General features: G+C 68.0%; 13 protein-coding genes. 7 read left to right on the top strand and 6 right to left on the bottom strand.

All coding sequences use genetic code 11. From position 1 onward, the window contains the following. The first annotated feature begins 148 nt into the window (after window positions 1-148). From ASC92_RS21305 to ASC92_RS21315, 3 genes are all read left to right on the top strand, one after another. Window positions 149-1,129: a LysR family transcriptional regulator gene (locus ASC92_RS21305; RefSeq protein WP_056519566.1), complete on the top strand. Its 981-nt coding sequence runs from the start codon at window positions 149-151 to the stop codon at window positions 1,127-1,129. A 78-nt stretch (window positions 1,130-1,207) separates the two neighbouring features. Then, a complete protein-coding gene (locus ASC92_RS21310; protein WP_056519920.1) occupies window positions 1,208-1,669 on the top strand; it encodes a GNAT family N-acetyltransferase in 462 nt (153 codons plus the stop codon). An 85-nt stretch (window positions 1,670-1,754) separates the two neighbouring features. After that, window positions 1,755-2,195: a cupin domain-containing protein gene (locus ASC92_RS21315; RefSeq protein WP_056519568.1), complete on the top strand. Its 441-nt coding sequence runs from the start codon at window positions 1,755-1,757 to the stop codon at window positions 2,193-2,195. A 37-nt stretch (window positions 2,196-2,232) separates the two neighbouring features. Here ASC92_RS21315 and ASC92_RS21320 read toward each other — a convergent pair whose 3' ends face one another. Further along, window positions 2,233-2,574 (bottom strand): hypothetical protein, encoded by a 342-nt coding sequence (locus tag ASC92_RS21320; RefSeq protein ID WP_007835607.1) that lies wholly within the window; start codon window positions 2,572-2,574, stop codon window positions 2,233-2,235. Between the two features lie 183 nt (window positions 2,575-2,757). Between ASC92_RS21320 and ASC92_RS21325 the strand changes: the two genes are divergently transcribed. Together ASC92_RS21325 and ASC92_RS21330 are read left to right on the top strand one after the other, a co-directional pair. Continuing rightward, window positions 2,758-4,659, top strand: coding sequence for a GspE/PulE family protein (locus ASC92_RS21325; RefSeq protein ID WP_056519571.1), 1,902 nt, complete (start codon window positions 2,758-2,760; stop codon window positions 4,657-4,659). A gap of 46 nt (window positions 4,660-4,705) precedes the next feature. Continuing rightward, window positions 4,706-5,905 (top strand): amylo-alpha-1,6-glucosidase, encoded by a 1,200-nt coding sequence (locus tag ASC92_RS21330; protein WP_056519574.1) that lies wholly within the window; start codon window positions 4,706-4,708, stop codon window positions 5,903-5,905. Between the two features lie 18 nt (window positions 5,906-5,923). Here ASC92_RS21330 and ASC92_RS21335 read toward each other — a convergent pair whose 3' ends face one another. From ASC92_RS21335 to ASC92_RS21350, 4 genes are read right to left on the bottom strand one after another with little or no spacing between them, the layout of a single operon-like run. Continuing rightward, window positions 5,924-7,264 carry an adenylosuccinate synthetase gene (locus ASC92_RS21335; RefSeq protein ID WP_056519578.1) on the bottom strand — a complete coding sequence of 447 codons (1,341 nt, stop codon included), beginning with the start codon at window positions 7,262-7,264 and terminating at the stop codon, window positions 5,924-5,926. Window positions 7,265-7,271: 7 nt separating this feature from the next. Further along, a complete protein-coding gene (locus ASC92_RS21340) occupies window positions 7,272-8,252 on the bottom strand; it encodes a hypothetical protein (RefSeq protein WP_056519581.1) in 981 nt (326 codons plus the stop codon). Window positions 8,253-8,285: 33 nt separating this feature from the next. Next, window positions 8,286-9,269, bottom strand: coding sequence for a lipopolysaccharide kinase InaA family protein (locus ASC92_RS21345; RefSeq protein WP_056519584.1), 984 nt, complete (start codon window positions 9,267-9,269; stop codon window positions 8,286-8,288). A 10-nt stretch (window positions 9,270-9,279) separates the two neighbouring features. Next, window positions 9,280-10,593, bottom strand: a complete 1,314-nt coding sequence (locus tag ASC92_RS21350; protein WP_056519587.1) for a hemolysin family protein — start codon at window positions 10,591-10,593, stop codon at window positions 9,280-9,282. A gap of 23 nt (window positions 10,594-10,616) precedes the next feature. Between ASC92_RS21350 and ASC92_RS21355 the strand changes: the two genes are divergently transcribed. Then, window positions 10,617-11,462 carry a symmetrical bis(5'-nucleosyl)-tetraphosphatase gene (locus ASC92_RS21355; protein ID WP_056519590.1) on the top strand — a complete coding sequence of 282 codons (846 nt, stop codon included), beginning with the start codon at window positions 10,617-10,619 and terminating at the stop codon, window positions 11,460-11,462. 22 nt (window positions 11,463-11,484) lie between these two features. Here ASC92_RS21355 and ASC92_RS21360 read toward each other — a convergent pair whose 3' ends face one another. After that, complete coding sequence (locus ASC92_RS21360; protein ID WP_056519593.1) at window positions 11,485-12,201, bottom strand: GNAT family N-acetyltransferase; 717 nt, start codon at window positions 12,199-12,201, stop codon at window positions 11,485-11,487. A gap of 93 nt (window positions 12,202-12,294) precedes the next feature. Between ASC92_RS21360 and ASC92_RS21365 the strand changes: the two genes are divergently transcribed. Further along, complete coding sequence (locus tag ASC92_RS21365) at window positions 12,295-13,773, top strand: PLP-dependent aminotransferase family protein (RefSeq protein ID WP_056519596.1); 1,479 nt, start codon at window positions 12,295-12,297, stop codon at window positions 13,771-13,773. Window positions 13,774-14,029: the final 256 nt, after the last annotated feature.

Consider the following 14,029-nt stretch of genomic DNA (forward strand, 5'->3'; position numbering starts at 1 on the left):
TGATTTCAACGGGACGCCAATCCCGATCACGCCTGTTTTTGACATGACCGGCGCAGTATAGCCACGCAGGTATCGGCGATTGAAGGGGCAACGGTATGCCCCTACGCCCCGCGGCCCCACCCCCAATGCTGGAACAATGCGCCCACCCATGGACGGCCTCGATCTCATCAAAACATTCCGCGAAGTCGCGTTCCGGCGCAGCTTCTCCCGCGCAGCGATCTCGCTGGGCATGTCCAAAGCCACGGTCAGCCGCTACGTGGCGGAGCTCGAAACCCGCAGCGGCGTGCGTCTGCTGAACCGCTCCACCCGCTCCCTGAGCCTGACTGACGCCGGCCAGGTGCTGCTCGACCGCAGCATCGAGCTGGTGACCATGGCCGAGAACACCCTGAACGACCTGCAGGCCCACGGCTCACACCCACGCGGGCGGCTGCGCATGAGCGCGCCGCACGGGCTGATCGCCGGCTGGCTCTCGGACGTGATCGCCGAGTTCATCAAGCGCTACCCCGACGTGTACGTGAGCCTGGTGTTCACCAACGACGACCTCGACCTGATCGAGGAAGGCATCGACGTGCACCTGACCGGCGGGCGCATCGACGACATGAACCTGATCGTGCGCCGGCTGGTGCAGTTCGACATGGTGGTCTGCGCCACGCCGGCCTACTGGGCGCAGCGCGGCATGCCGCAGACGCCCGAGGACCTGGGCCGCCATGAGGTGCTGAGTTTCTCGGCGAAGCCGACCACCCACCTGCCCTTCGAGACCGATGGCAGGCCCTACGACGTGCCCGTGCACAGCCGCATGGAAGCCAACGACGCGGTCGCGCTGATCGAGCTGGCGCTGCGCAGCGTGGGCGTTGCCTACGTGCCCGAGCCGCTGGCGCAGTCGCACCTGGAGCGCGGAGCGCTGGTGCCGGTGCTGCGCGAGCACATGCCGCGCGACCATTGGCTGTATGCGGCCTATTCGCAGCGCCGCCACAACAGCGCCGCGATGCGCGCGATGCTCGACTTTCTGGAGCAATCGATGGGCGCCCTGACCGAGGGGCTGGCGCTGCCACCCACGCAGCCGGTGGCGGTGGTGCCGCCTGGATGCGCCCGTTCGAAGGCGCAGGAGCAGGTCGGCAGCAGCCAATAGCGCCGAGCTGACCGAAGGTTGGGAGCGGCATGCGTTGTGTTGCAATCGCATTTTTTCAAGATGCAGGCAACAGACGCGATGAGTACGCCCCTCCAGATCCGCCCTCCGGCGCCCGACGACTACGCGGCATGGAAGCCGCTATGGGACGGTTACAACGCCTTCTACGGGCGCGAGGGTGCGACAGCCCTTGCCGACGAGATCACGCAGGCCACCTGGCAGCGCTTCTTCGATGCCTACGAGCCGGTGCATGCGCTGGTCGCCGAGCGCGACGGGCACCTGGTCGGGCTCACCCATTACCTGTTCCACCGCAGCACCACGCGGCTCGAGCCGACCTGCTATCTGCAGGACCTGTTCACGCTGCCTTCGGAGCGCGGCCGCGGCGTGGGCCGCCAGCTGATCCAGGGCGTGTACGAGCGCGCGAAGCTTGCGGGCGTCCATCGCGTCTACTGGCAGACCCATGTGACCAACACGGCCGGCCGCACGCTGTACGACAAGGTCGCGACGCACGACGGCTTCATCGTCTACGGCACGCTGGTCTGAGCCTGCGAAAAGAAAAATAGGTGATTTATCTTTTTCCTGCAGCGCCGTAGAGTCAGCGCCTGGGCACCAACGACAGGAGAAACACATGAACCCCGATGAAGTGATCAAGGCAGGCCAGCTCGAAATTCGCTATCTGGTCGATGGCACCGCGACGGGGAGCATGGGGGTGTTCGAACTCACCCTGCCGCCGGGCGCCAACGTGCCGCCACCGCACAGCCATCGGGACAACGAGGAATTCTTCTATGTCGTGGAAGGCGCGGTCACCTATTCGGTCGATGCCGAAACGCGCGATCTGACACCCGGCGAATGGATGTCGACGCCGCGCGGCTCAGTGCACGGCTTTCGCAATGTCGGATCGCAGACGGCGCGCGCGATCGTCGTGCTCACGCCGGACATAGGCGCGCAGTACTTTCGCGAGGTCGCGGCCGTGGTCAATGCGGGCGGACCGCTCGACAAGGCGAAGCTGGTCGCGGTGATGTCGCGCTACGGGCTGACGCCGGCGCTGCCCGCGCAGCCTGCTGCGTAGGTCCGACAAAACCTTCTGACGCGCGCGCGGCCTCCTGTCAGTACCTGAAGGTAATGCCGGCCTTTACGCCGTTGTTGGCCTTGCCGTCCGACTGAACACCGCCCGAGAGCGACAGATTGCCGCCGGTGCTCGCACCCAGCGAGTAGGTGGGCCGTGGCGTGGAGGTGTCGGTGCCGATGTAGGTGCCGCTGCCGTCCGGCCGCAGCACGCCGAAGCTCGCCCCCTTGACGGTGGCCGAGGTTTCGGTCGGGTTCACGTTGGGGGCCACGTAGACGGTGCCCTTCTCGTCGCTGTCGACGGGCACCTTGACGGGCTCGGCCTGCACCGTTGCGGCGGCAGCGACCAGCACCAGGGTTGTCGCAAGAATCAATTGACGCATCGCCGACATGCTAGGCAGCTGGCGGGCGGCCCGCGTAGGACAAGAGGAGATTCAGGGCCCGGGTCCTGCAAGCAGCTGGCGTCGTTCCGATGTGAGAACTTGCGTACTCACAAGTTGAAGCGATGGCAAGCACATGAATCCCGCTCTACGATGCTGTGTCCGAAACCAGACAGGAAATCGCCCATGCCCCCCACTGAAGTCGTCATGCCCGAGCAGCTCCTGAGCGCACTCGAAGCCCAGAGCCGCACGCCGATCGCACGGATCGGCGACGCGCTGATTTCGCTGGGCATGATCACCGACGATCAGCTTCGCTCCGGGCTTGCGCGGCAACAGCTCGATCCCACGGTGCCGCTGGGCCAGACGCTGGTGCGCATGGGCATCGTCAGCAAGGGCCAACTCCAGACCGCGCTGGTGCGCAAGATGGGCTATCCCCTCGTCAACCTGCACCTGTTCCCCGCGGCGGCCGACGCACTGCGCAAGCTGCCGTACGCCGTGGCCCAGCGCCTGCAGGTCATGCCGCTCCGGCTGCACGAGGGGCGCCTCGTGGTTGCGATCGACGACCCCACCAGCCGGCATTCGGCCCTGGACGAGGTGGAGTTCATCGCGCAGATGAAGGTCACCCCGGTCGTCGGGCAATGCATCGACCTCGACAACGTGCTGCACGCTGCCTACGAAAAAATCGGCGAGTCGACGACCTCCGCTCCCGGCGTCTTTTCGTCGAACCTCGATCCCAGCCGGCCCCTCGAATTCGACATGGCCGCCACCAGCGAACTGCTGCAGACGCTCGAGAAGGAAGGCCCAGCCGCGCCCGCCCCCGAGGCGCCCATCGAGCAGTCGGACAACTCCCTGGTGCGGATGATCAACAGCATGATCCTGGAGGCGCATCGCGAGGGCGCGTCGGACATCCACATCGAAAGCTATCCCGGCCAGGAAAAGACCCGCATCCGCTTTCGCCGCGACGGCCTGCTCTACACCTACCTGGAACTGCCGCCCAGCTACCGCAACGCCATCGTCGCGCGCGTGAAGATCATGTGCGACCTGGATATCAGCGAAAAGCGCAACCCGCAGGACGGCAAGATCAACTTCGCCAAGTACTCGCCGCAACACCGCATCGAACTGCGCGTGGCGACCATCCCCACCAACAACGGCCTCGAAGACGTGGTGATGCGCATCCTGGCGACGGCCAAGCCCATTCCCATGGACAAGCTGGGCCTCTCGCCGAACAACCTCGCGGAGTTGACCAAGGCCGTCGAGCGTCCCTACGGCATGGTGCTGTGCGTGGGCCCCACGGGCTCGGGCAAGACCACCACGCTGCACTCGGCGCTGATGCACATCAACACGCCGGAGCGAAAGATCTGGACCGCCGAAGACCCGATCGAAATCACGCAGACCGGACTGCGGCAGGTGCAGATCAACCCGCGCATCGAGTGGACCTTTGCAAAGGCGCTGCGGGCCTTCGTGCGCGCCGACCCGGACGTGATCATGGTCGGCGAGATCCGCGACGAGGAAACCGCGAAGACCGCCATCGAGGCCTCGCTGACCGGCCACCTCGTGCTGTCGACGCTGCACACCAACAGCGCACCCGAAACCGTGACCCGCCTGCTCGACATGGGCATGGACCCGTTCAACTTCGCGGACTCGCTGCTGGCCGTGCTGGCGCAGCGGCTGGTGCGCCGCCTTTGCACCCGCTGCACCAGCAGCACGCCCGCGAGCCCGGAGACGGTCGACGAACTGCTGAACGACTACATGCACGCATTCGGCACGCAGCAAAACGACGTGGCGCAGCGCAAGGCGGTGCGCGACGACTGGATGCAGCGCTACGGCCGCGACGGGCACCTGCACAGCTACACCAGCACGGGGTGCAAACATTGCGGCGACACCGGCTTCAAGGGGCGCGTGGGCATCCATGAGCTGATGGCGATGTCCAGAACGCTGCGCCGACTGGTGCAGACCGGTGCGCGTGCGGAAGAACTTCAGCAGGCGGCGCTGCAGGAAGGCATGCGCACGCTGCGGCAGGACGGCATCGAGAAGGTGCTGGCCGGGCACACCACCATCGAGGAAGTGCGCGCGACCAGCAACGTGTGAGCGAGGCACGACGGCCCGGTGGCCTGAGCCTACGCATGCCCACCCCATGACCACGCCTCCGGCCCCGAACCTCGATGCTCCCGCGCAGGCGCTGATCGACGCCTGCGCACGGGCCTCCCTCGAACTGCTGGAAGGCAACCTCACGCCGCACGGCATCCTGGCCGCCAGCCGCACCGAGGCCGCCGTGGCGCGGCGCTACACGCGCATCTTCGGCCGCGACGCCGCCATCTGCGTCATGGCCATGTGCGGCAGCGGCGTGCCCGCGCTGGAGCAAGGCGCCGTGGCCAGCCTCGACGCGCTCGCGTCGCAGCAGGCGGCCAACGGACAGATCCCGAAGTACGTCGATCCCGAGGGACAGGACGCAGACTTCTGGTACCTGGGCTGCATCGACGCCACCCTGTGGTGGCTCATCGCGGTGGACCACATGCGCAGGCATGGCGGCGTGGGCGCCACGCACTGGCGCGCCGAAGTCGAACGCGCGATCCACTGGCTGCTCGCGCAGGAGCACCAGCACTTTCGCCTGCTGCAGCAGAACGAGGCCAGCGACTGGGCCGACATCATGCTGCGCTCGGGCTACGTGCTGTACACCAACGCGCTGTGGTTCGACGTGAAGCGCCGTTTCGCACTTGAGCACGCCGAAGAAACGCGGCACCACTTCAACCACCTGTTCAATCCGTTCCAGCGCGACCTGCCCGAGTACCACCGCGCAAGACTGCTGCGGCACTACGCGCGGCGCGGCCGGCGCGACCCGGGGCTGTATCTGAGCTTCGTCAATCTCGCGGTGGTCGGCGACGAAGGCGATGTGTTCGGCAACGTGCTGGCGATACAGAGCGGGCTGGCCGATGCGGCGATGGCGCAGCGCATCGTGCGGACCATCGACGCGGCGCATGCATCGCAGCCGTACCCGTTGCGCGTGGTGCTGCATCCGCTGTCGCAGCAGCACGAGCTGTGGCGGGCCTACATGGGGCGGCATCGACAGAACATCGTGCACCAGTACCACAACGGGGGAATCTGGCCGTTCGTCGGCGGGTTCTGGGTGATGGCGCTGGCGCGGCTGGGGCTGAAGCAGCAGGCGTGGACCGAGCTTGCGCGGCTGGCACAAGCGAACGCGCAGGACGACTGGCGGTTCACGGAGTGGTTCCACGGGCGGACGCTGGCGCCGATGGGGATGGCGGGGCAGAGCTGGAATGCCGCTGCGTTCCTGCTGGCGCGGCGGGAGTTGCTGGGGGATGGGGCGGCTTGGTGAACGGGGCCGCCGAAGATGCTAGATGCCTGGGTCGCGCACGGTCTCGCGCGTCGGGCCGAAAGCACCGAGGCGCACGGGCAGGCCGCTCAATGCCTCGGCGTGCGCTATCCATGCATGCGGTGTGGCGATGGGATGTGGTTCGTAGATGGGCTCGGCGCCCTGCAGCAGCCGCGTCAATGCGTGCTGATAATTGAGGTCCCGCGCACGGCCTGACGGCAGCGATGCGAGGCGGCCCGCATCGGCGGTGCGATAGCCGGCGCACCAGCGCAGGCCGGCGCCTTCGACGGCATCGAGGTGGCTGACCACCAATCCATCTAGCTTGCCGCCCGCATCGAGCGCATAGCGCAGCAGCACCGCATCAGGATGCCCTCTGCGGAATACCCCCTGCCAGCCTTCATCGGCGTTGTGCGGCTCAGCCAGCCTCGCATCGAGCGCCCGGTCGTGCGTGGGCAGCGGTCCCGGGCCATGGCGCGTGAGATAGCTGCGCAGCACGCCGAAATGCTGCACGGCCGCGCCGATGCCCACGTCGCGCAGCACGGCCTCGACCGCCGCCGTGGAGATGGTGCTCCACGTGGTGTGCGGATGGAACCCGCGCCACTCGTCCAGCAGCACGCCCTGCGCGCCCTCGAAGACCACGGCGCCGGGCCGCGCAAGACGCTCGGCGATGCGGTCCGCGCCCGCGGGCGGCGACTGCGCCAGGCACGGCGCGGCGGCATCGAGCCAGCGCTGTGCGAGCGAGTCGTCCTGGAGCACCGACAGTTCCCGCGCGCCATCGACATGCAAGGGCGCCGCGTGCGGGAACTCGCGAAGCAGCGCAGCGCGGGAGGCTTCCAGTTTTTCCAGGGCAATGGCGGGCTGCGACAGGTCGCCGTAGTGCAGCGCTTCGTCGGGTGCGGCGAGCGCATGCCGCACTGTTTCGCCGACACCCACGCCGCAGCTGCCGTGCGCCCCCTCCCCCCGCGCCCATTCGCGCAAACGGCCTGCCGCCTGATGAAAGGGCGTGGTCACGCGGCAGCGCGCATCGATCAGCAGGCGCGAGAACGCGTCCTCCACGCCCCCCCGCCGCAGTGCCGCTTCCTCGACGCGCAGCGCCGTCGGATGCACCACCACCGGACTCGCAAGCACGGTGCCCACGCTCGCATGAAAACTGCCGGCGCCGAACTGAGAAAAGGTGTGATGTCGCCCATCCGCCAGCACCACGTTGTGCCCCGCCTGCGCGCCACCGTTGAAGCGCACGACAGTGTGGGCCTGCAGCGCGCCGCACAGGTGGTCGGTGAAGAGCCCCTTGCCGCAATCCCCGAAGCCGAGGCCCAGCAGCGAGACGTAGCGCGTGGCCGCTGCCGCGATGTCGTTGGTCACCCGGCCATCAGCCGAAGAGCCGCTTCCACCACGAGGAGCGCGGGCCTGCCGCGCCCATGGCCACGGCCGGCGGCGCGCGGCGCGGCGCATTCGGGTCAAGCAACGCTGCATACCCGTCGAGCGCATGCAGCACGCCGCCGACGCGTTCCCTGGCCATGCCGGTGCCGCTCATCACGCCGGCCAGCGCTTCGAGGCTGGGCACGGCTTTTTCGGTGAGGGCGACGATGCCGGCGGCCACGGCGCAGGCGTCGTCGGGCGAATCCATGCAGATGACGTGATCGCCCAGCAGCTCGCGCCAGCGCGGCTCGCAGCGGCGGCGGCGCTGGGCGTCGGGAATCAGGAAGAACAGGTTCGTCGTTTCGGCCGCGGCGGCGATGACTTCCTCGATGGGAATGTCCTCGTCGAGCTTCTCGCCGATGAGGCCTTCGATCTGGTGCCGCGAGACGGCCGGGTACGGCAGTTCGTCGCCGGTGACGAACAGGTAGCCGCGCTTCTTGCGCTTGACCCAGCAGTCCATGTCGGTGTGCTGGGCCATGACGTAGAAGGCGAGTTCGTAGCTCTCTTCGCCCGAGCCGCCGCCACCGCCTTCGAGATAGCTCCAGGTGAGCCACTGGTCCATGAGGTTGGCGGTCGATTCGAACTGGCCGACCTGCAGCGGTGCGTGGTCGGAGGTGGCATCGCCGATGGCCATGAACATGAGCTGCGGGTCTGCCACGCCGCAGTCGGTCAGCAGCTTCATGAAGGTCGGCAACTCCTTGCGCGCCAGAGTCTGCGGAATATCGCCCATGGAGCCCGTGACGTCGAGCGCGAAAACGATGCCCAGCGAGTTCGGATGGTCGGCGTTGTCGCGCGACTCGCGCACCTTCAGCCCTTGCGGGTTCATCAGCGGATGGGTGGAGCGCTGGGTGAAGACTTCGGCGCCCGGCTTGGCGGCACGGTCGGCGATGAGTGCCGTGTGGGCGGCATGCGAGTAGTTTCCGTAGCCCATGAAGTGACTCCTAGCTTGGTGCGTATGTGCGGTTCACGCGCCGGTGCGGTGCGGCGGCGCGGGATCGAAATGAACGAACTGCGGCGCGCCGAAGGCTTCGCGCGACGCGGTGGAGAGCGCTTGCTCGATGCCTTGTGCGCCAAGGCGCTGGCAGGCGGCGGCGTCTTCGCTGCACTGGCGCAGCAAGGCCACGAGCGACGCAGGTGTGTGAGCGCCGAAACCTGGATCGCCGGCCGCACCGCCGTGCAGCACGGCGCGCACGGTCCAGGCGGCTTGCATCAGGTCGCGTGCGGCGGCGGCGTTGTGGGCCGTGCCAGTGGCATGTTGCGCGCGCGACCATCCGACAAGAAGCACGCCATGGTCGCGCGGGTGCACGAGCGCGTGCGCGGGCGACAGGTCGCGGTGCGTCCACCCAGCACCGTGCACGAAGGCCAGCACCTCGAGCATGCGGCGCCAGATCCACACGGCGTGGCGCGGATCGATGCCTTGGGCGTTGGCCTGCTGCACGTCTTGCAGGCTGCCCCAGAAGCCTGCCGGGTGGCGCAGCACCAGCACCTGGCGGGCGCCGTCGCCCAGGCCTTCGGCAATGCCCACGCCCAGCGGCTGCGGCAGGCGGCGGGTGAAATAGGCAGCGCCCGGCACCGAGAGCTCTTGCAGCGACTGGAGCACCGCGCCTTCGCGCAGCAGCACGCTGTTGGCGGCGCTGTCTCGCGCGAGCTTGAACGTGACGCGTTCGGGCAGTGCACCGAGGCGTTCCGCGAACAGCACTTCGCTGTGCTCCCCGGTGGCCAGCGGTGCCAGCACGCGGTAGCGCGCACCGCGCCATGTGAGGATGCGGCCGCCGGGCACGTCGGCATTGGCCCGGCGCAGCGCGGCGCGGAAACTCTCTCGTTCGACGGTTTCTGCGCCCCGGGTAACGGTGGCGCCGCAGTAGCTGCAGTTGACGGTACGCCAACGGGCAGCGCGCGGCAACGGCGCGGAGCATTGGGGGCAGCTGAGAGCGAGCAGCGACAGCATGGCCCGCGCCCTACTCTTCCTTCGGGGGCGCCGCCGGGTCGGGCGATGCCAGGATGCGATCGATGCGGCGGCCTTCGAGTTCGACGATCTCGAAGCACCAGCCGGCGCAGTCGATGCGCTCGCCCACCTCGGGCAGGTGGCCGGAGACGGACATCAGCAGGCCGGCCACCGTGTTGTAGCGGCCGCGTTCTTCATCGGGCAATTCGCGGATGCCCAGGCGCGCGCGCAGCTCCGACACGGGCATGAGGCCGTCGAGCTCCCACACGCCGTCGGGCCGCTCGCGTGCCCACGGGTCGGCCTGCATGCCCGGCTGCAGTTCGCCGGTGATGGCTTCGAGCAGGTCGCGCGGGGTCATGAGGCCCTGCACCACGCCGTACTCGTCGACCACGAACACGAGGCGGCCGGCGCGCGTGCGGAACTGTTCCAGCAGTTCCATGCCGGTGAGGGTCTCGGGCACGAACACGGCGGGCGTCGCCTCCTGGCCCAGCACGCCGGGGTACGCGGAGCCCAGGCGCAGCAGTTGCGCCACGCTGACGACGCCGACCACGTCGTCGAGCGAGTTGCGGCACACGGGGTACCAGGAATGCACGAGGTTGAGCTCGGCCGCGTCGGCAACCTGCTGCAGCGCCCGCTCCACGGTGAACGAGGCGTCGAGCCATTCGATGTCGGCGCGCGGGATCATCAGCGACGACAGGCGCCTGTCGTCGAGGTGGAACACATTGCGCACCATCTGGTGCTCGTGCTGCTCGATGACGCCGGCGTCCACGCCTTCTTCGAGGCTGGCCGAGATTTCTTCCTCGGTGACCGAACGGGCCGCGTTGGCATCGATGCGCAGCAGCTTCAGCATGGTGGCCGTGACGCCTGCCAGCAGCCACACGAAAGGCTTGGCGCCCTTGGCCAGCCCGCGCATGGGGCGCGACACCCAGACTGCCACTGGCTCGGGGTAGAGCTGGCCGATGCGCTTGGGCACCAGCTCGCCGAAGATGATGGTGAAGAAAGTGATGCAGGTGACGACCACCGCGGTGGACGCGACGCTGGCGGTGCCGCGCCCCATGCCGACGCCTTCCATCCAGACCGCGAGCGGCTCGGCAAAGGCGGCCTCGCCGACGATGCCGCTGAGCATGCCGATGGAGGTGATGCCGATCTGCACCGTCGAGAGGAATTGCGTGGGCGACTCCATCAGCTTCAGCGCGGCCACCGCGCCGGTGTCTCCCGTTTCGGCCAGTGCCGCGAGACGTGCGCGCCGGCTGGTGGAAAGGGCCATTTCGGACATTGCGAACAACGCGTTGAGCGTGGTCAGCAAGGCCAGGAGGAAGACATCCATGAACTGAGGGAGAGAATGAGGGAATGTCACTTTACTTGATTGGCGACCTCCAGGGCTGCGACGCCCCCCTCGTGCGGCTGCTGCAGAAGATCGATTTCTCCCCCAGCCGCGACACCATCGTGCTGCTGGGCGACCTGGTCAACCGGGGCCCCGATTCACTCGCGGTGCTGCGCCGCGTGCAGGGCTACGGCGCCTCGGCGCTGAGCCTGCTCGGCAACCACGACCTGCACCTGCTGGGCGTGGCGCACGGCGCGCGCAAGGCCGGCCGCAAGGACACCCTGGCCGAGGTGCTGGCCGCGCCCGACAGCGAGGCGCTGCTCGAATGGGTGCGCCGCCAGCCCATGGCGCTGCACATGCACATCGGCAACGGCGATCTGCTGATGGTGCATGCCGGCGTGCTGCCGCAGTGGACGGTGAGCGATACGCTGGCGCTGGCGTCCGAGGTCGAGTCGGTGCTGCGCGGGCCGGCGCTGGGCGAGTTCCTGATGTCGATGTATGGCAACGAGCCGGCGCAATGGCACGACACGCTCACGGGCAGCGCGCGGCTGCGCGCCATCGTCAATGCGCTGACGCGGCTGCGCTTCTGCACACCTGAAGGCGTGATGGAATTCGAGGCCAAAGACAGCGCGGCCCCCGCGCCCGAAGGCTACATGCCGTGGTTCGACGTGCCCGGGCGCAAGACGGCCAAGGCCACGGTCGCCTGCGGCCACTGGTCGACGCTGGGCTGGCTGTCGCGCCCCGACCTGCTCTCCATCGACACCGGCTGCGTGTGGGGCGGCTGCCTGAGCGCGGTGCGCATCGGCGCGACGCTGGACGAGCGCGAACTGATCCAGGTCGAGTGCGAGCAGGCGCAGAAGCCGGGCAAATAGATTCCGGCCCGGCGCGCCTCGCTCAAGAAGAAGCCAGCCGGAACTTGTCGAGCGACATGCGCTGGCGCCCCTGCGCATCGAAGTTGCCGGGCGCCAGCCAGCGCTCGAACGCGGTGCGCAGCGCGGGCCAATCGCTGTCGATGATCGAGAACCATGCGGTGTCGCGGCTGCGGCCCTTGTAGACCACGGCCTGGCGAAAGACGCCTTCGAACTGGAAACCCAGCCGCGTCGCAGCGCGCTTCGAAGGTTCGTTGAAGTTGTCGCACTTCCACTCGTAGCGGCGGTAGCCCAGTTCGTCGAAGGCGAGCTTCATCAACAGGTACTGCGCCTCGGTGGACATGGGCGTCTGCTTGAGCAGCGGCGAGAACGTGACGCTGCCCACCTCGATGGACCCGTGCGCGGGGTCGATGCGCATCAGCGCGAGCGTGCCGACCGCACGGCCGCTTTGCCGGTCGATGACGGCGAAGTGCATCGGGTCGGTGCTCTTCGCGGCGCGTTCGGCGTGGGCACGGATGCTTTCGAGGTCGGCGGACCGCTCGGAGAATAGGTAGGTCCAGTCGCGTGCATCGGGCGCTTGCGCATAGGCGGCGTACAGGTCGTCGGCGTGCCTGGCGACATCGAGCGGCTCGAGCGTGCAGAAGCGGCCCTCGATGGGCTGGCGCGGCGGCAGCGCGCGTGGGGACCAATCGGGCACGTCGGGGCCGATGGATTGGCCGAAGTCGTTCTGGCGGGCTGGCATGAAGGCTCTTTCGAAAAACAGGAATGGCAGGGCGAGAGCACGTAAAGTACGCGCAACGTGGCTCCAACGGAAGTACCACGACGGATTCATTTCATGGTGCCACGACCTATCCTCTCCCCCACAGACCTGCTCGAATCCTCCCTCGTGAAGGACCGCGACGCGGGCTCGATGCAGCGCCAGCTGTACGACCGGCTGAAGCGCGCCATCCTCGACGGCAGCCTGGCGCCGGGCAGCCGCCTGCCGGGCTCGCGCGCGCTGGCCGAGGCGCTCGCCATCTCGCGCAACACCGTCACCGCGACCTACGAGCATCTGGCGGCCGAAGGCTATGTGCAGCCCGACCGGCAGGGCACGCGCGTGACCGAACTCTCGTCGCCCGCCCTGCCGAAGCGCACGGGCAAGCCAGCCGGCGCACCGGCCACCGCGCTGCGCCTCGCGAAGATCAAGCCGAGCGCGTCGCGCGCCGAGATGGACGCGGCGCTGCGCCCCGGCGTGCCCGCGCTGTCGCACTTTCCTTCGGCCGCATGGCGGCGCGCGCTCGACCGGGCGATCCGCGGCGCCGGATCGGCCGCGCTGGGCTACGGCGACCCGCTGGGCGAGCCACCGCTGCGCGCAGCCACCGCGCGGTACCTGTCGGTGGCACGCGGCGTGCGCTGCGAGCCGCAACAGATCGTGATCGCCGAAGGCGCGCAGGAGGCCATCTCGCTGTGCGTGCGGCTGCTGGCCAACCCGGGCGAGACCGGCTGGGTCGAAGACCCGGGCTACCGCGGCGTGAAAGCCGCCATGCATGCGGGCGACATGCGCATCGTGCCCGTGCGGGTCGATGCCGAAGGCCTGTGCGTGACCGACCGCGACTGGCAAAAGCACCCACCCCGGCTGATCTACACCACGCCCTCGCACCAGTACCCGGGCGGCTCGGTGCTGAGCATCGCGCGCAGGCTCGCGCTGATCGCGCAGGCCCGCCAGCACGGCGCGTGGATCATCGAGGACGACTACGACAGCGAGTTCCGCCACACGGGCGAGCCCATCGGCGCGATGCAGGGGCTGGTGGACGACGCGCCCGTGCTCTACGTCGGCACCTTCAGCAAGACAATGTTTCCATCGCTGCGGCTGGGCTTTCTCGTGGTGCCCGCGCAGCTGCTGCCGGCCGTGCAGGCACCGCTGGAAGAAATGCTGCGCGGCGGTCACCGCTACGAGCAGCTGGCCATGGCCGATTTCATCGAGAGCGGGCAGTTCAGCCGGCACCTTGGCCGCATGCGGCGGCTGTACCGCGACCGGCAGCATGCGCTGCGGCTGGCGCTGCAGAAGTATTTCAAGGTGCCGCACGAGATCGACGGCGGCTACTGCGGGCTGCACCTGACGGTGCGGTTGCCCGCGCGCTTCGATGACCGCCGGATCGCGGCCGAGGCGCTGCGACATGGCATCGCGCCGTTTCCGCTGTCGGGGTTTGCGATGCGGCCGACGCCATCGGACAACGGGTTGGTACTGGGCTACGGGAACACGCCCATGGAACTGTTCGAGCCGCTGGTCAAACGCTTGTCACAGTTCGCGCGCGCAGCCGCATCGCAGGATTAGCCGGCATTACACGGCTCAAGAGTTCTTTCGTTTGAATAAAAAGAGACGCGAAGTCCATTGACTACATCCGTCGTAAGCAAGCGTTGATCTGGCATGTCAACTTGTTGGCATACCTGCAACAAGAATCCCTACGCCAAAAGGCAAGACCTGCGCGTTGCCGAACATTGGAATCACATAATTGCAATCGCTTGAAGCGTCCTGTCGCAGTGCACGATGACGCATCGAGAGCTGGCCATTCGCTCTCACAGGCAAGCAT

Origin of the sequence: Variovorax sp. Root411, from assembly GCF_001425205.1 — a bacterium.
GTDB lineage: Bacteria > Pseudomonadota > Gammaproteobacteria > Burkholderiales > Burkholderiaceae_C > Variovorax.